The organism is Variovorax boronicumulans, from assembly GCF_040544675.1.
In the GTDB taxonomy this organism is placed as follows: domain Bacteria; phylum Pseudomonadota; class Gammaproteobacteria; order Burkholderiales; family Burkholderiaceae_C; genus Variovorax; species Variovorax boronicumulans_D.
The window spans coordinates 163,755-182,946 of sequence record NZ_JBEPKK010000005.1 but is presented as its reverse complement, the minus strand read 5'-3'; the positions used below and the strand labels follow the sequence as shown (position 1 = coordinate 182,946).

The window sequence follows — 19,192 nt, the reverse complement described above, 5'->3', positions numbered from 1 at the left end:
GATGTGCTGCGCTCATCCGCGCGTCGCCACCTGAGGCGACATCGCGTCGAAGCCGGCGACGACGTCGAACAGCTCCTCGTCGATGCCGCTCTGGCGGGTGCGATGAAACTGCGCGCGGAGCTCCGCGAGCAACTCGCCGATGTTGCGATCGGCGCGTTGCATGGCGGCAAGCCGGCTTGCGTTCTCGCTGGCAAGGGACTCGGCGCTCGCGCGAAACAGTGAAACGAACAGGTGCTCCCGGATGAAGGCCAGCAGCGCCTGCGGGCCTGTTCCCAGCACTTCCGGCCGTCGTGCGGTGGGCCAGGGCCGGCCGGCCAACTCGCGCCGCCAGTGCTCATCCAGTGGCAGCAGGCGCTGGCTCACGGGCGCATAGCCTGAGCCGGTCGGCCGGTTGTAGAAAAGCATCAGCGTCTGGCGCTGCGCCTGGCCGGTACGTTCGCCGTCCGGCGCCTGAACCGCCATGAGGATCTGCCCGACGAGCCGCGTGATCAGTTCGACCGAACCCGGAACGGCAAACGAACCCACCGGCGGCAGGCCCGCGTCGAGCAGCCGTTCCTGCACACGCTCGCCCACAGCCCAGACCTGCGCGTTCGCAGGCAAGGCTTTCAGGTGCCCCATCGCATGCTCGACCACACGCTCGTTGAACCGGCCCACCAGCCCCTGGTCGGAACCGAACACGACGGCGTGCGCCGCGGTGTCGTCGGCAGGCCCCGGTGGAATGCCGGCAGACAAACCGTCCTGAGCGGTCGAACGCAGGCAGACGCCCAGCCCGAGTTCGACCGTGCGCGCGTAGTCGGACAGGGCGGCCACCGACCTTTCGTACTGGCCGATGGCCGACGCCGCAGAGGCCTTCATCGTGCGCACCACGGATTTGAGGTCGCCTGCGCTGCCGATCTTTCGGCGCAAGGCTGTCGTGGTCGTGGCCATCAGCGCTGTGCGGGAGCCGCCCCCGGCAAGGGCGGGCCGGACGCCTTCTCACGATCGGGCTCGGCCGCGTGCGCAATCGAGCCCGGCTCCTGGTCTGCCAGAAACGTTGCGATCGCCTGGCGCGCGGCTTCGGTGATCTGTTCGCGGTCTGCGTCCGTCAGCGCCTGCACACCCGCCAGTCGCGCGCCCAACTCGTCGGGCACCGCCTGGGCGGCGTCCTCCACGGCCCGCTGGGCTTCGGCCATGCGGTCCAGCGGCACGCCGTCGAACAGTGCCGCATTCAGCGCCAGCAGGATGGCGATCTGTGCCGGCACCGACATCGGCGACAGCTCAGGCTGGCCCAGGCAGGCGCGGATGCGCCGGCCATGCGCAATGGATTGCCGCGTGGCGTCGTCGAGCCGCGCTCCGAAGCGCGCGAACGTTTCGAGTTCCTCGAACTGCGCGTAGGCCAGCTTGAGGTCGCTGGCGACCGCACGGTAGGCCGCGCGCTGCGCCTTGCCGCCCACCCGCGAGACCGAGGGACCCACATCGACGGCAGGCAGCACGCCCAGCGCGAACAGCGACGGCGACAGCACGATCTGCCCGTCGGTGATGGAGATGAGGTTGGTCGGGATGTAGGCCGAGATGTTCTGGGCTTCGGTCTCGATGATGGGCAGGGCGGTCATCGAGCCGCCTCCGCGCTCGCCATTCAGATGGGTCGCGCGCTCCAGCATGCGCGAATGGATGTAGAAGATGTCGCCCGGAAAAGCCTCGCGCCCCGGCGGGCGACGCAGCAGCAGCGACAGTTCGCGATAGGCACGCGCGTGGTGGGTGAGGTCGTCGTAGACGATCAGCACGTCGCGGCCCGACTCCATGAAATGCTCGGCGATGCTGGTGGCGGCATACGGTGCGATATAGGCCAGGCCCGGCGCGTCGTTGCCCTCGGCCACCACCACCACGGTGTAGGCCAGCGCGCCCTTCTCGCGCAGCCTGGCCACCGCCTTGGCCACAGCGGACGCGCGCTGGCCGATGGCGCAGTAGACGCACAGCACGCCGGTGTCGCGCTGGTTGAAGATGGCGTCGATGGCGATCGACGTCTTGCCCGTCTGGCGGTCGCCCAGGATCAGTTCGCGCTGGCCGCGGCCGATGGGAATCAGCGCATCGATGACCTTCAGGCCGGTCTGCAGCGGTTCGGTCACGGGCGCGCGGTCCATGATGGCTGGTGCCGGCCGCTCGATGGGCAGGCGCTCGCTCGCCGCCACGCGCCCCAGGCCGTCCAGCGGCCGGCCCAGCGGGTCGATCACGCGCCCCAGCAAGGCGTCGCCCACGGCCACGTCCATCACACGGCCGGTGCGCTGCACTTCCTGGCCGGCCTGCAGTGGGGCGTGGTCGCCCAGCAGCACGACATCGACACCGTCTTCGTCCAGGTTGAAGGCGATTCCCGACAACCCGCCCGGAAAGAGCAGCAACTCCTCGAAGCCCACGCCAGGCAAGCCGTGAACCCGTGCGATGCCTGTGAAGACGCTGGCGACCGTGCCGACTTCGCGCGGCAGCAGTTGCGGCCTGAAGGCTTGCAGGCGCTCTGCCATGCCGTCGAATGCATCCCGCACCGCACCTTGCAGCGATGCCGCCGCCGCCCCCGGCTTGGCGGCCGTCACGAGGGCTTCGCCGCGCACAGCCGTTCTTCCAGTCCTGGGGAGGAGAGGGCGTCCAGGTAGTGCGAAATGCTCCAGGCCAGCTTCTGGCCCTGCGCACTCAGCTCGATGCCGCCGACCAGCTCGGGCGCGGTCTGGAACGCCAGCGCAATCGGCTGGCCGAAGGTTTCGTCCAGGGCGGCCCGGATCGCCGCGTGCTGCGCCGCGGGCAGCTCGAAGGCGCTGCGCAGCAAGGCCGGCCGGGCCTCGGACACCGCCTCGAGCGCCCGGCCGAGCGTGAGGAGCGCCGCGCCGTCGAGGGCGCGCAGGTGCCGGATGAAGACCTCGCAAGCCTGCTGCTCCAGCCCGACCGATGCAAGGTCGCCCAGCACCCTGCGCGAGATGTCGAACACCTGGTCCTGCGTGCGGCGGGCGATCTCGGCGTGCAACTGCTGCGTCTCGTTCAGCAGCGATCTCGCGCGCTGAGCGCTTGCCGCATCGACCGCCTCGCGGGCTTCGAGCTGCAGGCGCTCGCGCTCGGCCTTGGCGGCATCCCTGGCCTCGTGCATCAGGGCTGCGCGCTGTTCGTCGAAAACCCGGTTCTTCTTCTGGAACTCGTCCTGCTGCCGGTGAGCCCGGGCCTGGGTGTCGGCAGCATCCGCCAGCTCGGCTGCGATCTTCCGCTCCCTGGCCGCGATGGCGTCCAGCACCGGCTGGTAGAGGAAGCGCTTCATCAGCCACACCAGGATGATGAAGTTCAGCAGCTGCGCCCCGACGGTGAACCAGTCGATGGGCACGGCCTACTTTCCCGCCGCCTGCGCGACGGCGGCGACCGCGGCATTCCAGAATGGATTGGCGAAGATCAGGATCATCGACACCACGAAGCAGTAGATGGCGGTGGATTCGATCATCGCCAGGCCGACGAACAGGGTGCGGGTGATGGTGGCCGACGCATCGGGTTGCTGGGCCAGCGACGTGAGCGCAAGCGCCACGGCCCTGCCCTCGGCCAGCGCCGGGGCCATGGTGCCGAAGCCGGTTGTCAAGCCGGCCATGACGATGGACGCAACGGCGATCCAGGTGAGAGAGTCCATGAGGTGCCTTCGATGTGGTTGAGAGGGGAAGCCGCGGCGGCTCAGGCAGGCGGCGCCGCGGCAGGCCCGGCGCCGGCCTTGCGGCTGCCGGCGTTGCGGGTTGCCGCAGCGATGTACACGGCCGCCAGGATGGTGAAGATGTAGGCCTGCACCATGCCGGTGAGCAGGCCCAGCACCGTCATCACGACGGGGAAGACCAGGGGCGTGATCGACAGCAGGATGGCGAGGATCATGCCGCCGCTCATCATGTTGCCGAACAGGCGCACCGCCAGCGCCAGCGTGCGCGAGACCTCGCTGATCAGGTTGAACGGCAACATGATCGGCGTCGGTTGCACATACGACTTGAGGTAGGCGGCCAGGCCCCGGCCCGAGATGCCGAACAGCGGCACCGCCACGAGCACGCACAAGGCCAGCGCGGCGGTGGTCGACAGCGAGGCGGTGGGCGGCTCGTAGCCGGGCACCACGGTGGCCAGCGCCGCGGCGGCGACGAACAGGAACAGCGTGCCCAGAAACCCGAGGTAGCGGCGCGGCGCATGGAGGCCGACGTCCTCGATCTGGCCCACGATGGCGGTCACGACGATCTCCAGCAGGTTCTGCCAGCGCGAGCGTTCGTGGCCGGTGGCCAGGCGGCGCGTGATCAGCGCGGCCCCCAGCACCAGCACAGCCATCAGCGCCCAGGTGAACACGATGGTGGCGTTGAGCTTCACAAAGCCGTGCTGCCAGAAGATCCACGCGTCGGGTGTCAGTCGCATGGCGGTCCGATCGCGGCGGCGGTCGGCCGTGTGACGCGCAGCACGATGGCTCGCGCCAGCAGGAAGCCCACCAGGCACAGCCCCAGGCGCAGCGGTTGCCCCGCACCCACGGCATGGAAGCCGGCCAGCACGATGGCGGTGCGCACGGCGAGGCTGCCGAGAAACCAGCGCGCCGGTGTCGGCGACGAGGCACCGCGGCGCACCGTCCACCACAGGCCGCCGAAGAAAACGCCCCCCAGCAGGCCGCCCGCCAGCAGCGCAGCCAACCCGCCCCATGTCTGGCCCAGGCTGTCAGGCATCGCCTTGCTCCTTTTCGTCCTCTTCGTCGCGCATGACCTGCTCTTCTCTGGACACCCAGTGCCAGGCGTTCAGGCATCCGACGGCCAGGCCGCCCATCAGCAGCGCCAGCGTCCAGGAGCGGCCGCCGGGATGGCGCTGGTCCAGCCACAGGCCGAGCGCCGCACCCAGGAGCGTGGGCACCGCCACCGACCAGCCGACCAGGCCCATCATGCCGAGGCCGACCCAGACCCCCGGCGTGCCGCTGCGGCGCGCCTTGAGCTTGCGCGCGGCCTTGGCGCCGACCTGATCGGCCAGCGTCGCATGCGAGGAGCCCGGGCTGGCCGGCAGGCGCCTGGGGTCCCGGCTCATGACGGATGCTCCCTGAGCATCGCGAACCGCCGCACGAAGCCGGTTTCCAGCCTGACCATCGCCGTGCGCATCTCTTCCTCTTGCGCATCCAGTGTCAGGAACTCCTGCTCCACCGCGTCGCGCAACCCGGCCAGGTCCATGCCGCGCAGGGCCCGCCGAACCGTGATCGCGACGTCCGGGCCGGTCTTGACGAGCACACCCTCGTCCACGGCCAGGAACACCTCGCCCTGGTCCGGGGCTTCGAAGCTCAGGATGCCCGGCACCAAGGCGGCGACGCAGTCCAGGCGCTGCGGCAGCAGCCCGAACGAGCCTTGCGCCGTTTCCACGACGATGCGCGTCACACCCTTCTGCTCGGCGAAGACCTCGAAAGGCAGCAGCACCCTAAGCGTCATCGACAGCATGGGCCTGCTCCCGGGTGGGCTGCGGCCGAGCGTCGCGCATGGCTTTCGCCTTGGCCTTGGCGGTGGCTTCGTCCACTGCGCCGATCATGTACAGCGCGCTCTCGGGCAAGTCCTTGAACTCGTCGCCCAGGATCCGTTCGCAGCCGTCCAGGGCGTCTTTCAGGCTCACGAGCTTGCCGGCGAGGCCGGTGAACTGCTCGGTCGTGAAGAAGGGCTGCGTCAGAAAGCGCTCGAGCCGGCGCGCGCGCGCCACCACCTTGCGGTCCTCGGGCGACAGCTGTTCCAGTCCGAGCATCGCAATGATGTCCTTCAGCTCGGCGTACTGGGCCAGCGTGCGGCGGATGGCCTGCGCCAGGGTGTAGTGCCGCTCGCCGACGATGCCCGGCGTGATCATCTTGGAGCTTGACTGCAGCGGGTCGATGGCCGGGAACAGTCCTTCGCTGGCACGCTGGCGCGACAGCACGATGGACGCCGACAGGTGCGAGAAGGTGTGCACGGCCGCAGGGTCGGTGAAGTCGTCGGCCGGCACGTACACCGCCTGAATTGCCGTGATGGCGCCGCTGTCGGTGTTGGCGATGCGCTCCTCCAGCGCCGCCAGTTCGGTTCCCATCGTCGGCTGGTAACCCAGGCGCGAGGGCATCTGTCCCATCAGGCCCGAGACTTCGGAGCCGGCCTGGATGAAGCGGAAGATGTTGTCGATCAGCAGCAGCACGTCGCGGTGCTCGTCATCGCGAAAGTATTCCGCCATCGTCAGCGCGGCATGCCCCACCCGGAAGCGCGCACCGGGCGGCTCGTTCATCTGCGCAAAGATCATGACCATGTGCGGCAGCACGCCGGCGGCCTTCATCTCCCGGAACAACTCCTCGCCTTCGCGCGAACGTTCGCCGATGCCGCAGAAGATGCTCACGCCCGCCTGGTGGCCGATCATGTTGTGGATCATCTCGGTCAGCAGCACCGTCTTGCCGACGCCGGCGCCGCCGAACAGGCCGGCCTTGCCCCCGCGCTCCAGCGGCGTCAGAACGTCGATGGCCTTGATGCCGGTCTCGAAGACCTCGGACCTGGTCGAGCGGCGCACCAGAGGTGGCGGCTGGCGATGCACCGAACGCCACTGCACCCCGTGCAGCGCGGGCCCGCTGTCGATGGTGGTGCCGAAGACGTCGAACATGCGCGAAAGGATGGCGTTGCCAACCGGCGCCTGCAGCGGCCCGCCGGTGTCCTCGACGGGCATGCCCCGCGCCAGGCCCTGCGTGGGGCTCAGCGCGATGCCCCGCACATGCCGCGCATCGCGCTGGGCCAGCGCCTCGATGGCCACCCGGCCGCCTTCGCCCGCGCGCAACAGGGAATGAATGGCAGGCAACGCGCCGTCGAAGCGCATGTCCACCACGCTTCCGCGGACCGCCACGACGACACCGGTCTGTGCAGCGGTGCGTTCTTGATGCATGTGGACGGGCCTTTGGTTCAACCGGTAGCCGGCGTGTGTGCCGCAGCATGCGGATGCCTCACGACGTGTGGCAACGGACAGTCTGACCGGGTCGCGTGAACGCGTCTGTACGCTGGCGTACATGCCGGTGACGACCGGCGTCAGCCCATGTTTCTGGCCTGCAGGTTTCCTGTGTCCGTATCCGTACCCGGATGCAGGGTCGGCCTACTTCATCCTGGAGCGCAAGTATTGGTGTGGACCTCGCACCGCACCGAAAAACCTCAGCCCGCCAGCCCCACGAACACGTTCTGCACATCGTCGTTCGCGTCGATGGCGGCCAGGAAGACTTCGACTTCTTCCAGGTCTTCCGCGCTCAGGCTGGCCGGATCGACCGGGTTCTTGGGCTTGTAGCCCAGCTTGGCCGACAGCACGGTGAAGCCCTGCGCCGGCAGCGCGCGGCTCACCAGGTCCAGGTCGGTGGGGTCGGTGAGGAACACGGTGGCGCTGCCTTCGCCGGCCGGCTCGAAGTCCTGCGCGCCGGCTTCGATGGCGGCGACCTCGGCATCGGCCGTGGCATTCGCGGGCTCGGCTTCGATCATGCCGACGTGGTCGAAGTCCCAGGACACCGAGCCCGATGTGCCCAGTTGGCCCTTGCGGAACAGCACGCGCATTTCGGGCGCGGTGCGGTTCACGTTGTCGGTCAGGCACTCGACCATCACCGGCACGCGGTGCGGCGCAAAGCCTTCGTAGATCACATGCTCGAAGTGCACCGCCTCGCCCGTGAGGCCGGCGCCCTTCTTGATGGCGCGGTCCAGCGTTTCCTTGGGCATCGAGACCTTGCGGGCCTGCTCCACCACCAGCCGCAGCCGCGAGTTGGAGGCCGGGTCGGCGCCGTTGCGCGCGGCGATCATGATTTCCTTGGCGAGCTTGCCGAACAGCCGGCCCTTGGCATTGGCCGCCAGATCCTTGTGTTTAGCTTTCCATTGGGCGCCCATGTCTGTTTCCTTGAATGTGTGTTGCGGCCTGGTCTGGCACTTGTGGTCCGGCTCCGGAGAGCGCTTTGCAGAAGGGCTGGATGCCGTTCGGGGCGACTACTGTAGCCGCAGCGCGTGCGGCAGGGAACAGCGCCCGGCGCGGGCTGCTACGCTGCCTGCCGAATCCCGTTGTTGTCGTGCGCAAGGAGTTTTTTCATGACGGCCGCATCCGCCACCCTCTACCCCACGCCCTTCGAAGCCGGCAACGGCAACCGGACCGCCACCTGGGCCGAGTGCGTCGCCTTCTACGCGCAACTGGCCGAGCGGTTCCCCGGCGTGCTGCAGTGGCGCCAGATCGGCGTGTCCGACACCGGCGTGCCCCTGCATGCCGGCGTGGTCACCGCGGACGGCGTCTTCGATCGCGAAGCGCTCCGGCAGCAGGGCCGCCCGGTGTTCTTCAACAACAACGGCATCCACCCCGGAGAGCCCGAAGGCATCGACGCCTGCATGGCGCTGGTGCGCGACCTTTGCACGCAGCCCGCACGGCTGGCGGCGCTGGGCGACACGGTGTTCCTGTTCATTCCCGTCTATAACGTGGACGGCTGCGTGAACCGCCAGAGCACCTCGCGGGTGAACCAGCAGGGCCCCGAGTCCTTCGGTTTTCGCGGCAACGGGCGGCACCTGGACCTGAACCGCGACTTCATCAAGTGCGACAGCCTCGCCGCGCAGGTCTTCAACCGCTTCTTCACCGCATGGGATCCCGACGTGATGGTCGACACCCACACCTCGAACGGCGCCGACTACGCCTGCACCATGACGCTGATCCCGACGCAGCCCGACAAGCTGGGCGGCGCGCTGGGCGGCTTTCTGCGCGAGCGCATGCTGCCCGCGATCTACGGCGACATGGCGCGGCGCGGCTGGCCCGCTTGCCCGTATGTGAACCTGCTGGCCGAGACGCCGGACGACGGCATCGAAGACTTCCTCGACCTGCCGCGCTTTTCGACCGGCTACGCCGCGCTGCACCACACCATCGGTTTCATGCCCGAGACCCACATGCTCAAGCCTTATGCCGACCGCGTGGCCGCGATGCGCACGCTGGTGGAGGTGGTGCTGGCGTTCACCGTGGCGCATGCGCCGCGCATCCAGGAACTGCGACGCGATGCCCGCAGCGCTGCGGCGCGACAGGCGCGCTGGCCGCTGACCTGGCTAAACGACCACAGCCGGCCGGCCAGCCTGCGCTTCAAGGGCTACGAAGCGGTGCGCACGCCCAGCAGGCTCGGCAGCTACCAGCGCCTGGCCTACGACCGCAACCAGCCGTGGGAAAAGGACATCGTGCACTTCGACCGCTGCGTGGAAGACCTGGCCGTGGCCGCGCCCAAGGCCTACCTGGTGCCGCAGGCCTGGCGCGAGGTGATCGAGCGGCTGGGGTGGAACGGCGTCGCGCTGCGGCGGCTGGAGGCGGACCGGTTGTTCGAGGCCACCCGGGTCTATCGCGTGCAGGAAGCGACCCCGCGCGCGAACGCCTACGAAGGCCACATGTTCCATGACCGGGTGGTGCTCAGCGCGCACACCGAAGCCTTCCAGGCGCGCGCGGGCGACGTGTGGGTGTCGCTGGACCAGCCCAGCGCCCGCTACGTGGTCGAAACCCTGGAGCCCGAAGCCCACGACAGCTTCTTTCGCTGGGGCTTCTTCAACAGCGTGCTCGAGAAGAAGGAGGCGTTTTCGGCCTATGTCTTCGAAGACACCGCGCTGCAGATGCTGCAGGACGAACCCGAACTGGCGCGCGTGTTCGAACAGTGGAAGGCGGCGCATCCCGACAGGCTGTCCGACCCGCAGGCGGTGCTGGGCTTTCTCTTTGCCCACGGAAAGCGCCATGCCGAGCCCGAGTGGCGGCGCTACCCGGTGGTGGCGGTGATGTAGCCGCTGCTTGCGGAGCTGCCCGACCCGATCCCGCACCCGCTGCCAAAATAACCCGCAATGAACCACGAGCCCGACTTCTTCGAGAACCTGCGCGCCGAGTTGTCCAGTTGGCGCCTCTGGACCGACCGGGCGATCGTGCTGGGCTACGCGGTGATGGCCGGGCTCTTCGTGGTCGGTTTCACGATCGCCGCCGAATGGGCCTTCGGGCTGTTCGGGCGGTTGCACCAGTCGGCGCCCTGGGCCGTGTTGCTGTGGACACCCGCCCTGACCGCTGGCATCGTCTGGGTCACCCGGCGCTGGTTTCCCGGCGCGGGCGGCTCCGGCATTCCGCAGATCAAGGCCGCGCTCGACCCCGCCGTGCCGCCCGAGCGGCGCAGCCTGTTCGCATCGCTCAGGCTCACCGTCGCCAAGATCGGCTTGGGCGTGGCCGGCTTCGCCGCCGGGCTGTCGATCGGCCGCGAGGGGCCGTCCGTGCAGGTGGCGGCCGGGGTCATGCAGCATGCGCGGCGCTGGCTGTCGCCCGGCAGCACCATCGACGCACGCGCGCTGTTGATCGCGGGCGGCGCGGCCGGCATTGCGGCGGCCTTCAATGCGCCGCTGGCCGGCGTGGTGTTCGCCATCGAAGAACTGTCGGGCCGCATGGAGGCGCGGGCCAGCGGCGTGATCATCGCCGCCATCGTGCTGGCCGGCCTGGTGGCGGTTTCGGCCTTCGGCAACCTGAGCTACTTCGGGATCATCAAGGTGCCGTCGCTCGGCTGGAATCTGCTGGGCCCGGGCCTCTTGGTCGCGTTGGTGTGCGGCGTGGCCGGCGGGCTCTTCGCGCGGCTCATGATCGCGTCGCTGACCGGCGCGCCGCAGCGCCTGAACCGGTGGCGCGCACGCTGGCCGGTGCGGTTCGCGGCTGTCGGCGGCTTGCTGATCGCCGTGATCGGGCTGGTCTCGGGCGGCGCCACCTTCGGCGCCGGCTCCGAAGCGGTCAAGCAGATGTTGGCGGGCCACGACGAGCTCACGCCGCTCTACACGCTGCTCAAGTTCATCGCCACCTGGCTCACCGCCTGGTGCGGCGTGCCGGGAGGCATCTTCGCGCCGTCGCTGTCGATCGGTGCGGGAATCGGCGACGGCATTGCGCAACTGGCCGGCCCCGCGTTCGGCCCGGCCCTGATCGCGATGGGCATGGCCGGTTTCCTGGCCGCGGTCACGCAGGCGCCGCTCACGGCTTTCATCATCGTGATGGAAATGATCGACGGGCACTCGATGGTGCTCAGCCTCATGGCCAGCGCCATGCTCGCAAGCCTGGTGTCCCGCATGATCAGCCGGCCGCTTTACGAAGCCCTGGCCGACCACATGGTGAAGACGGCAACCGGGCTGCTCCAGCCAGCCACCGTGCCGGGCGAAACGGCGCCCCCTGCGGACGCTCCCCCGACACCATCGTCGCGCTGACGAGGCGGCCGACGGGCGGGCCTCGTCAGCCATTTCCCCATCATTGTTTCCGTTTTGTGAACGCCGCGGTTCCTTTTGCCAAGGGTTTTTACCTAGATGTCGGCGCACAATTCATCCCATGGACCGGACGAACAACACGAACAGCTGATCCAGATGAACAGGGCCCCGAGCGAGGTGGCCGCCCCCAACGAGGGACGGTGACCCACCCAAGACCGGTTCGAAATCATCCGAAGCAAAAACCGAAACTGAATTGAAGGAAATCCAAATGACCGCCTCGAAGCTCCTCTCCGCCGTTGCCGTTGCCCTGATGGCTGTTGCCGGTGTCGCCCATGCCGAAACCTACAACGGCGTGCATCCCCTGACCTCGGCCGCCAGCCGCGCCGATGTCGCCGCTGAAGCCGTGGTGGCTGCGCACAGCGCCAACCCGTACGCCACCGGTGCCAACTCCGGCCCGGCCCGCGTGTTCGTGTCGTCGGTCAGCCGCTCGGACATCCGTACCGAAGCCGTTGCCGCCGCACGCAGCGACAACCCGTACGCCGACGGCGCTTCGTCGGGCGTGGCTCCGCTGGTCGCCAGCACCGTGGACCGCGCCACGGTCCGTGCCGCAGCCCGCGCTGCCGCTCGCGGCGACGCACTGCCGCTGTAATCCACGGCGAGCGTCAGTTGCCAAAGCCGGCCCTGCGAAAGCGGGGCCGGCTTTTTCTTTGCCGTAGCCTTTCTTCCGCGTGCCGGCGCCGCGCAGGCCATGGCCGCTCAGGGTCGTCTGATAAGCTGCTGCGGCCTCCTTCGACCCGTTCTTCCAACCCCCTTTGTCCTTGCGAACGCATCGCGCATGTCGTCCGAAGAAACCCTGCGCCGCTGGCGCCTGATCCTCGGCCGCTATGCGGCGCAACCGCTGTCGCAGGCGGAGTTTTCCGCCGGCGACTGGAAGCTCGACCAGGCCCTCGAATACCTCTACGGCCGCGAGTACGAAGGCCGCGGCCTGGCCAGGCCGAGCGGCGGCGGCGGCCCCGGCTCGCTGGACCCGAGCCAGCTGCGCGCCGTCGACTGGCTCAATCGCTCGCGCAAGCTCTTTCCACAGGACGTGTTCGAGCGCATGCAGACGCAGGCCATCGACCGCTACCAGCTCACCGCCCTGCTCAACGACCCGGCCGTGCTGCGCTCGCTGGACCCGACGCCGGGCCTGGCGAAAGCGCTGCTGGGCATGCGCGGCCGGCTCTCCGCCCAGATGCGCGATGCGGTGCGCGAGGTGATCCAGAAGACCGTCGACGAGATCACCCGCAAGCTCAAAAACGACTTCGTCAACGCGCTGGTCGGGCGGCGCAACCGCATGCGCCGCTCGCACATCAAGAGCGCGCAGAACTTCGACGCGCGCGCCACCATCGCGGCCAACCTGAAGCACTACGACGTGGAGCGCAAGCAGCTCGTCATCGAGCATCCGCGCTTCAATGCGCGCGTCAAGCGCAACCTGCCCTGGGACGTGGTGCTGTGCGTGGACCAGAGCGGCTCGATGATGGATTCGGTGATCTACAGCGCCGTCATCGCCGGCATCATGAGTTCGCTGCCCGCGGTGCGCGTGAAGCTGGTGGTGTTCGACACCGCGGTGGTCGACCTGACGCACATGGCGCACGACCCGGTCGAGGTGTTGCTCACCGTGCAACTGGGCGGCGGCACCGACATCGGCCGCGCGGTGTCTTACTGCGAGTCGCTGGTGGGCAACCCGCAGCGCACGGTGTTTGCGCTCATCAGCGACTTCATGGAAGGCGCGGCGCCCGGCCCCTTGCTGGGCGCGGTGCAGCGCATGGCCGAGGCGCGCGTCACGCTGCTGGGCCTGGCTGCGCTCGACGAGTCGGCCAACCCGGTGTACGACCGGCAGATGGCGCAGCGGCTGGCCGGCAAAGGCATGCACATCGCGGCGCTCACGCCCACGCATTTCGCGCAGTGGCTGGCGGAGGTGATGAACTGATGGCCTGGTTCGACGGCTACCGCGCCTACGACGACGACACGCTCGCCACGCTCGCGAACCCGGGCTTGTTGCGCCGCGCCGCGAAGGACGTGGAGGCGGGCAAGGTCGCATGGGCGGAGCAGGGCGCCGAGGGCGGGGTGATCGAAGCCGACGGCCAGCGCGTGCAGCTCGATGCGCGCGGCCCGCAGCAGGCGCGCTGCGACTGCCCGGCGCCGGGCATCTGCAAGCACATCCTGGGCGCGGCGCTGTGGCTGCGGGCGCTGGAGCCGGCGGCTCCGGCCGACGCGGCTGCGGCACAAGAGGAAGAAACAAAGCAGACGCCCGCCGCCGCCGATCCCCTTGCGGAAATCCTCGCGCTGGATGCCGCCGCGCTCTTCAAGGCCGCCGGCATCGCCGCCGTGCGCCGCGCCGCCGCCGCGGCCAGCAGCGCCGTCGAATGGCGCGTGCAGGGCGGCGCGCTCGTCATGGACCTGCCCGAGCTCGGCGCCTCCTGCCGATGGGTGGCGGGCGCGGGCTACGCGGGCATGGTCTCCGAAGTGCCGGCCGCCGAGCGCAAGGCGGTGCACCTCATCGCCGTTGCCGCGCTGCGCAGCGCGCACGGCCAGTCTTTCGCATGGCCTGAAGGCGCGCGGCCCGCGCCGGTCGAGGACACCGCGCGCCTGGGCGACCGCGAGCGCGTCTTCCTGGGGCAGGTCGAGTCGATGCTGCAGGAACTGCTGACCGGCGGCCTCTCGCATGTGAGCGAGCTGACGTCGGCGCGCCTGCTGGCGCTCAACATGTCGGCGCGCGGCGAAGGCCTGCCGCGCCTCGCGGCCTTGCTGCGCAACCTCGGCGGCACGGTCGACCTGCTGGTGCGGCGCGACCACCGCGCCGAGGAGCGCGATGCCTTCGCGCTCATGGCACGCATCCACGCGCTGTGCGCGGCGCTGGCGCGGGCCGAGGGCGATCTGGCGGTTTCCTTGCGCGGCCGGCTGCGCCGCGACTTCGACGAAACCGCTGGTCTCGACCTGCTGCCGCTGGGCGCCCATTGGTGGCAGACGCGCGGCGGCGCGCGCGGCCTCACGGTGGCGTTCTGGGACCTGGCCGGCGCCCGCGTGCTGCAGGCCACGCTGGCGCGGCCCGACGGCACCGACACCGCCTTCACACGCAGCGGCGCCTGGTCGGCGAACGCGCTGTGGCCGGGCGCGGGCGCGGCCGAGAGCGTGTGCGAATCCGCACTGCGGCTCGAACAACCGCGCCTCGCCGAAGACGGCCGCCTCGCGTTGGGCGGCGCCTCGCGCGCGCAGCCCTTGCCCGCCTGGGCTGCCGACGATCCGCGCCTGAAGGAAATCGGTTGCGGCAACTGGGCCGAACTCGGCGAACGCCTGCGCGCCGCCACCGGCCTGGCGGGCGAGTCCTTCGATGCGGTGCTGCTGCGCCCCGCCGACACCCGCCCGCCCGTGCTCGACGAAGCGCAGCAGCGCCTGGACTGGCTGGTGCAGGACGATGCGGGCCAGTGGCTGCGCCTCGGTATTCCGGTCGGCCCCGAGCATCGGCAGCGCGTGGACACCCTCGACCGCTTCACCGCACGGCGTGCGCCGATGCATGCGGTGCTGGTGCGCATCGAGCGCTCCGCCGCCAGCACCGAACTGATGCCCATCGCGGTGCTGAGCACCGATGCCAGGAAGAAGCTGCAGGCGGTGTCGCTGGACTTCGCCAACGAGGCCGCGCGAACCACGTCGCTGGCCAATCGCATCCTGCGCATGTTCGAGGCGCGGCAGCAGCAGCGGCAAGCGGCGCCCATGGCCGCGCCCACGCTATCGGCGCGCCTGCTCGCGCCGGTGATCGACGTGGCCGAGACGCAGGCCGCGACCGGCCGCATGGCGCTGACGGCGCCGCAGCGGCAGCGCCTGCACGATGCGCTGGAGCGCACCGGCTCGGTCGGCCTGGAGGTGCTGGCGAATGCGTTGCGCGCGCACCTGGGCACGCCGCCCGCGTCCACCGCACCGGCTGCGGTGACGCTGCTGAAGCTGGGCTTTCTTTGCCAGCTGCTGAACGAGCTCGACGGGCTGCCGGTGCATCGAACACCCCAGGCATCGCAGGCAATTTAGAACCTTTGGTTTCGGATATTGCCGAGATTGGAGCGATGGCCGAAGCGTCATCGCCTACTGCCAAAATCCCCGGTCGCTTTCAGGAGAACGCATGGGATTTCTGGACAAGATCTTGGGTGCCGTCACGGGCGGTGCCACCCCCAAGGCCGAGGGCGGCCTCACGCGCGATCAGGCAAATCTGCTGGAGCAGGCCGTCGCATGTTTCGAGAAAGCCGGCAAGGAGCTGCCCGCCAAGGCCGCCGCGTTCCTGGTCCACGGCACGCAGGAGGCGGTGCTTCTCGAGCTGCAGGCCGCCCGCCCCTTCGAGCCCGGCCAGCTGCTCGGCGGACCCGGCCGCCTGCGCTGGGGCTTCAACAACTACCAGAACAAGCCGCTGGAGAAGATCGGCGAAAACAGCCTGGCTGTGCGCGGGCGCTTCTACGCCAGCATCAGCGCCGACACGCCGCCGCTCGATGCGCTGGTGCGCCTGGGCAAGGTGATCGCGGCCGCGGACGGCGGCCAGTCGCTGGAGCACCCCGGTGCAGCCGTGCCCGACTGGCTGCAGTACCTGATCAACGACGCCGTGTTCGCCACCTTCAACAAGGGCAGCGCCAACACCAACGACCGCGAACTGGCCAAGCACCGCCCCGCGTGGAACGTGCGGCTGATCGCGGCCCTGCTCGCGCATGAAGGGCTGGATGCGCAGCTCGCCCTGCAGGAGGTGTTCGAGCGCAAGGGCCTGGACAGCTGGTACCACGACCGTCTCGACGGCCTGGTCGATGCCGCCCAGGTGGCCGACTACATGCGAAGCCACCGCGACGCCGCCGAGGCGCTGCCCGCGCAACTCTCGGCCTCGGGCCGCGTGCTGCTGGCCAGGCGCATCGGCAAGGACAAGGCCCTGCTCAACGACTTTGCGCCGCTGTTCGTGCGCCTGGCCATCGACGGCAGCAAGACGGTGCGCGCCGAAGCGACGCCGCACCTGGAGGGCATCGCCGACCCGCAGCGGCTCGAACTGCTCGGTCAGTTGCTCAAGGACGGCGACACCACGCAGCGCACCCAGGCCGCCGAGCTGCTCGCGCGCCTGCCAGGCGACGCGGCCCGTGCGCTGCTGGCGGCCGCGGTCGAAACCGAAACCAGCAAGGCCGTGCAGCAGGCCATCCGCTCGGCGATGTCGCGGCTCGATGCGGCGGGCGATGCCGGCGAACTCGAACTGCCCGCGCCACCGGCCTGGCAGCCCTTCGAGGACCTGCCGCTCGGCGAAGACGCCGTGCAATTGCTGATCGCCAACCGCATCGAGCTGCTCGAGAAGAACCGCATCGCGGCCGAGGCCGAGATCGAGGAGAACAAGAGCGCCAAGCAGACGTACAAGTACAAGTGGCGCCAGGAAAGCTACGCCGCGCACAAGAAGCTCGGCGACGACGACATGCGCGCGGCGGTGCGCGTGCTCAACGGCCAGGGCAACAAGCACGACCGCACGCGCGTCAAGAGCAACAGCGCGCTGCAGCAGGTGGTGGGCCTGGGCAACCGGCTGCAGTCGATGCCCGCCTACGGCATGCCGCACCTGATCCGCTGGCTGGGCGTGTCCCGCCACTGGAACAGCTTCTGGTTCGACGACGGTTTTCACAAGTGGCTGGGCCGCCAGCCGGTGGGCGCGGTCGACCTGCGCGCGCTGGCCGAACTGCTGCAGCGCTCGGGCATGCCGATCGACGACGTGGCGCATGCCGCGCTCTACCAGTACTGGAACCAGGCCTCGGCGGTCGACGTGCTGCCGGCCGACCGCGTGTGGCCTTTCTTCGCCGAGCACCCCGAGTACATCGACGAAGGGCTGGGCCTCGTTGCGCCGCCCAAGCGCGAAGGCCGCCAGACCCAGCTGGACATGAACGCGACCCTGCGCACGCTGGCCGTCTTTCCGACGGTGCAGGCGCGCTGGCTGCCGCGCGTGATGGAACTGGCGCTGGGCGAAGGCAAGACGCACCGCGCGGCTGCGCAGAAGGCGCTGTCGCAGCTGCCGGACATCGGGCGGCGCGTGGTCGAGTCGCTGGACGCGACCAAGAGCGAGGTGCGCATCGAGGCGGCCAACTGGCTGGCCGACCTGAAGTACGCCGAGGCCGTGCCCGCCATCACCAAGGGCCTGGAGAAGGAAACGCGCGAAACCGTGCGCGCCGCCTACCTCACCGCGCTGGAGGCGCTGGGCGACGACATCTCGCCGCGCCTGGCGCCCGCGATCCTGCTGGCCGAGGCGAAGAAGGGGCTGAAGGCCAAGCCGCCCGCGGGCCTGGCGTGGTTCTCGCTCGATGCGCTGCCGGCCTGCCAATGGTCGGACGGCGGCGCGGTGGAACCCGAGATCGTGCGCTGGTGGGTGGTGCTCGCCTGCAAGCTCAAGGAGCCGGGCGGCAACGCGCTGCTCACGCGCTACCTGGGTCTTTTGGATGCGCCCAGCCGGCAAGCCATCGGCAGCCTGGTGCTGCGGCAGTTCATCGCGCAGGACACCCGCCATCCTTCGCTCGACGAAGGCATCGCGCACGCCAACGCGGTCGCGCCGCAGCGCTACCAGGGCAACCAGCAGCGCTACCAGAACGCCAAGGCCGAGCACAAGCAGTACTACGAAACCGACTTCCAGAAGACCCAAGAGCAGGTCTTCGAGGAATGCAAGCGCGAGAAGATGAGCGAGTACCTGGGCAGCGCCATCGGCGAGAAGGGCATCCTGGCCCTCACCGCGCAGGCGCCGGGCCACGAGGTGGTGACGCTGCTGCAGCAGTACATGCGCGACCACTACCAGCGCCGCTCGCAGATCGAAGCCATGCTCGAAGGCGTGGCGCCGGGCAACGACCCGGTGGTGATCCAGCTCCTGCTGGGCATTTCGCGGCGCTACCGCACCGCCTCGGTCCAGGAAAAGGCGCGCGCGCTGGTGCAGCAGATCGCCGACCGCAACGGCTGGACGCAGGACCAGCTGGCCGACCGCACCATTCCCACCGCGGGCCTGGACGACACCGGCACGCTGGCGCTGGCATACGGCGACCGCATCTTCACCGTGGTGCTCGACGCTGCCATGAAGCCCGAGCTGCGCAACCCCGAGGGCAAGGTCGTCAAGGCCCTGCCCGAGCCGCGGCAGAACGACGACCCGGCGCTCATCAAGGAAGCCAAGGCGCAGTTCTCGACCAGCAAGAAGGAGCTCAAGCAGGTCATCGACCTGCAGACCGCGCGCCTCTTCGAGGCCATGTGCACCGGCCGCGTCTGGCCGCAGGCCGAATGGCGCGAGTACCTGCACCGGCATCCGGTGGCGGGCCGGTTGATCCAGCGGCTGGTGTGGCTGGAGCTGGACGCCGAAGGCAAGGTGCGCGGCAGCTTCCGCCCCACCGAGGACGGCAGCCTGATCGACACGCAGGACGACGAGGTCGAGCTTGCGGCCGGCAGCCAGTTGCGCCTGGGCCACGCCTCGCTGGTCGACGAGGCCACGGCCGCCGCCTGGAACAGGCACTTCAAGGACTACAAGCTTGCGCCGCTGTTCCCGCAGATGACGCGCAAGCCGCCGGCCATCGCCTTCACCGACGCCAAGGGCCATGCGGTGAGCGAGATCGACGATCGCCTGGGCTGGATCAGCGACACCTTCACCCTGCGCGGCAGCTTCACCAAGCTGGGCTACCAGCGGGCGCAGGCCGAGGACGGCGGCTTCTTCTACCAGTACACCAAGGAGTTCTCGTCGGCGGGCGTGCGCGTGGCCATCGATTTCTCGGGCAACACCCTGCCCGAGGAAAACGTGCCCGCCGCGCTCAAGACCCTGGGCTTCGAGGACACCAAGGCCCGCGGCTACGGCGACCGGGCGCTGCCGCTCTCGGCCGTGCCGCCGGTGCTGCTGGCCGAGGCCTATGCCGACTACCTCGCCATTGCCGAGGCCTGCGCCGGCTTCGACGCGGACTGGGAAAAGAAGATGCCGTGGTAGGCCCAACGGCGGGCCGCGGGGTAGGCCTCAC

General features: G+C 69.5%; 16 protein-coding genes. 6 read left to right on the top strand and 10 right to left on the bottom strand.

Translation table 11 applies throughout. The annotated features are described in order from the left end of the window. Positions 1-12: 12 nt before the first annotated feature. The 10 genes from ABIC90_RS11505 to ABIC90_RS11460 form a co-directional block, all read right to left on the bottom strand. A complete protein-coding gene (locus ABIC90_RS11505; protein WP_354354244.1) occupies positions 13-927 on the bottom strand; it encodes a F0F1 ATP synthase subunit gamma in 915 nt (304 codons plus the stop codon). Then, complete coding sequence (locus tag ABIC90_RS11500) at positions 927-2,582, bottom strand: alternate F1F0 ATPase, F1 subunit alpha (RefSeq protein WP_436318198.1); 1,656 nt, start codon at positions 2,580-2,582, stop codon at positions 927-929. The genes ABIC90_RS11505 and ABIC90_RS11500 overlap by 1 nt, the downstream gene beginning before the upstream one ends. Continuing rightward, positions 2,561-3,337: a F0F1 ATP synthase subunit delta gene (locus tag ABIC90_RS11495; RefSeq protein ID WP_354354243.1), complete on the bottom strand. Its 777-nt coding sequence runs from the start codon at positions 3,335-3,337 to the stop codon at positions 2,561-2,563. The genes ABIC90_RS11500 and ABIC90_RS11495 overlap by 22 nt, the downstream gene beginning before the upstream one ends. Before the next feature lie 3 nt (positions 3,338-3,340). Beyond that, complete coding sequence (locus ABIC90_RS11490) at positions 3,341-3,631, bottom strand: F0F1 ATP synthase subunit C (RefSeq protein ID WP_354354242.1); 291 nt, start codon at positions 3,629-3,631, stop codon at positions 3,341-3,343. Positions 3,632-3,672: 41 nt separating this feature from the next. After that, a complete protein-coding gene (locus ABIC90_RS11485) occupies positions 3,673-4,383 on the bottom strand; it encodes a F0F1 ATP synthase subunit A (RefSeq protein ID WP_354354241.1) in 711 nt (236 codons plus the stop codon). After that, complete coding sequence (locus tag ABIC90_RS11480; protein WP_354354240.1) at positions 4,374-4,682, bottom strand: ATP synthase subunit I; 309 nt, start codon at positions 4,680-4,682, stop codon at positions 4,374-4,376. Before ABIC90_RS11480 ends, ABIC90_RS11485 begins: the two co-directional genes overlap by 10 nt. Continuing rightward, positions 4,675-5,031, bottom strand: a complete 357-nt coding sequence (locus ABIC90_RS11475; protein WP_354354239.1) for an AtpZ/AtpI family protein — start codon at positions 5,029-5,031, stop codon at positions 4,675-4,677. Before ABIC90_RS11475 ends, ABIC90_RS11480 begins: the two co-directional genes overlap by 8 nt. Further along, on the bottom strand, positions 5,028-5,432 hold the full coding sequence (locus ABIC90_RS11470) for a F0F1 ATP synthase subunit epsilon (protein ID WP_354354238.1): 405 nt from the start codon (positions 5,430-5,432) through the stop codon (positions 5,028-5,030). The genes ABIC90_RS11475 and ABIC90_RS11470 overlap by 4 nt, the downstream gene beginning before the upstream one ends. Beyond that, complete coding sequence (gene atpD / locus ABIC90_RS11465; protein WP_354354237.1) at positions 5,413-6,873, bottom strand: F0F1 ATP synthase subunit beta; 1,461 nt, start codon at positions 6,871-6,873, stop codon at positions 5,413-5,415. Before atpD ends, ABIC90_RS11470 begins: the two co-directional genes overlap by 20 nt. A gap of 260 nt (positions 6,874-7,133) precedes the next feature. Then, a complete protein-coding gene (locus ABIC90_RS11460; RefSeq protein WP_354354236.1) occupies positions 7,134-7,847 on the bottom strand; it encodes a YebC/PmpR family DNA-binding transcriptional regulator in 714 nt (237 codons plus the stop codon). A 195-nt stretch (positions 7,848-8,042) separates the two neighbouring features. Between ABIC90_RS11460 and ABIC90_RS11455 the strand changes: the two genes are divergently transcribed. From ABIC90_RS11455 to ABIC90_RS11430, 6 genes are all read left to right on the top strand, one after another. Then, entirely contained in the window at positions 8,043-9,746 is a 1,704-nt protein-coding gene (locus ABIC90_RS11455; RefSeq protein WP_354354235.1) for a M14 family zinc carboxypeptidase, read from the top strand. A 57-nt stretch (positions 9,747-9,803) separates the two neighbouring features. Further along, on the top strand, positions 9,804-11,186 hold the full coding sequence (locus ABIC90_RS11450) for a chloride channel protein (protein ID WP_354354234.1): 1,383 nt from the start codon (positions 9,804-9,806) through the stop codon (positions 11,184-11,186). Positions 11,187-11,451: 265 nt separating this feature from the next. Further along, the gene (locus tag ABIC90_RS11445) at positions 11,452-11,832 is read left to right on the top strand and encodes a helicase SNF2 (RefSeq protein ID WP_354354233.1); all 381 of its coding nucleotides are present in this window, start codon (positions 11,452-11,454) and stop codon (positions 11,830-11,832) included. Between the two features lie 186 nt (positions 11,833-12,018). Then, entirely contained in the window at positions 12,019-13,152 is a 1,134-nt protein-coding gene (locus tag ABIC90_RS11440; protein ID WP_354354232.1) for a VWA domain-containing protein, read from the top strand. After that, entirely contained in the window at positions 13,152-15,242 is a 2,091-nt protein-coding gene (locus tag ABIC90_RS11435; RefSeq protein ID WP_354354231.1) for an SWIM zinc finger family protein, read from the top strand. Before ABIC90_RS11440 ends, ABIC90_RS11435 begins: the two co-directional genes overlap by 1 nt. A gap of 91 nt (positions 15,243-15,333) precedes the next feature. Next, the gene (locus ABIC90_RS11430; RefSeq protein WP_354354230.1) at positions 15,334-19,161 is read left to right on the top strand and encodes a DUF4132 domain-containing protein; all 3,828 of its coding nucleotides are present in this window, start codon (positions 15,334-15,336) and stop codon (positions 19,159-19,161) included. Positions 19,162-19,192 lie beyond the last annotated feature (31 nt).

Coding starts and splice junctions, on each gene's coding strand:
- ABIC90_RS11505 (WP_354354244.1), bottom strand. CDS start 927: ATGGCCACGACCACGACAGCCTTGCGCCGAAAGATCGGCAGCGCAGGC.
- ABIC90_RS11490 (WP_354354242.1), bottom strand. CDS start 3,631: ATGGACTCTCTCACCTGGATCGCCGTTGCGTCCATCGTCATGGCCGGC.
- ABIC90_RS11485 (WP_354354241.1), bottom strand. CDS start 4,383: ATGCGACTGACACCCGACGCGTGGATCTTCTGGCAGCACGGCTTTGTG.
- ABIC90_RS11480 (WP_354354240.1), bottom strand. CDS start 4,682: ATGCCTGACAGCCTGGGCCAGACATGGGGCGGGTTGGCTGCGCTGCTG.
- ABIC90_RS11475 (WP_354354239.1), bottom strand. CDS start 5,031: ATGAGCCGGGACCCCAGGCGCCTGCCGGCCAGCCCGGGCTCCTCGCAT.
- ABIC90_RS11470 (WP_354354238.1), bottom strand. CDS start 5,432: ATGCTGTCGATGACGCTTAGGGTGCTGCTGCCTTTCGAGGTCTTCGCC.
- atpD (WP_354354237.1), bottom strand. CDS start 6,873: ATGCATCAAGAACGCACCGCTGCACAGACCGGTGTCGTCGTGGCGGTC.
- ABIC90_RS11460 (WP_354354236.1), bottom strand. CDS start 7,847: ATGGGCGCCCAATGGAAAGCTAAACACAAGGATCTGGCGGCCAATGCC.
- ABIC90_RS11455 (WP_354354235.1), top strand. CDS start 8,043: ATGACGGCCGCATCCGCCACCCTCTACCCCACGCCCTTCGAAGCCGGC.
- ABIC90_RS11450 (WP_354354234.1), top strand. CDS start 9,804: ATGAACCACGAGCCCGACTTCTTCGAGAACCTGCGCGCCGAGTTGTCC.
- ABIC90_RS11445 (WP_354354233.1), top strand. CDS start 11,452: ATGACCGCCTCGAAGCTCCTCTCCGCCGTTGCCGTTGCCCTGATGGCT.
- ABIC90_RS11440 (WP_354354232.1), top strand. CDS start 12,019: ATGTCGTCCGAAGAAACCCTGCGCCGCTGGCGCCTGATCCTCGGCCGC.
- ABIC90_RS11435 (WP_354354231.1), top strand. CDS start 13,152: ATGGCCTGGTTCGACGGCTACCGCGCCTACGACGACGACACGCTCGCC.
- ABIC90_RS11430 (WP_354354230.1), top strand. CDS start 15,334: ATGGGATTTCTGGACAAGATCTTGGGTGCCGTCACGGGCGGTGCCACC.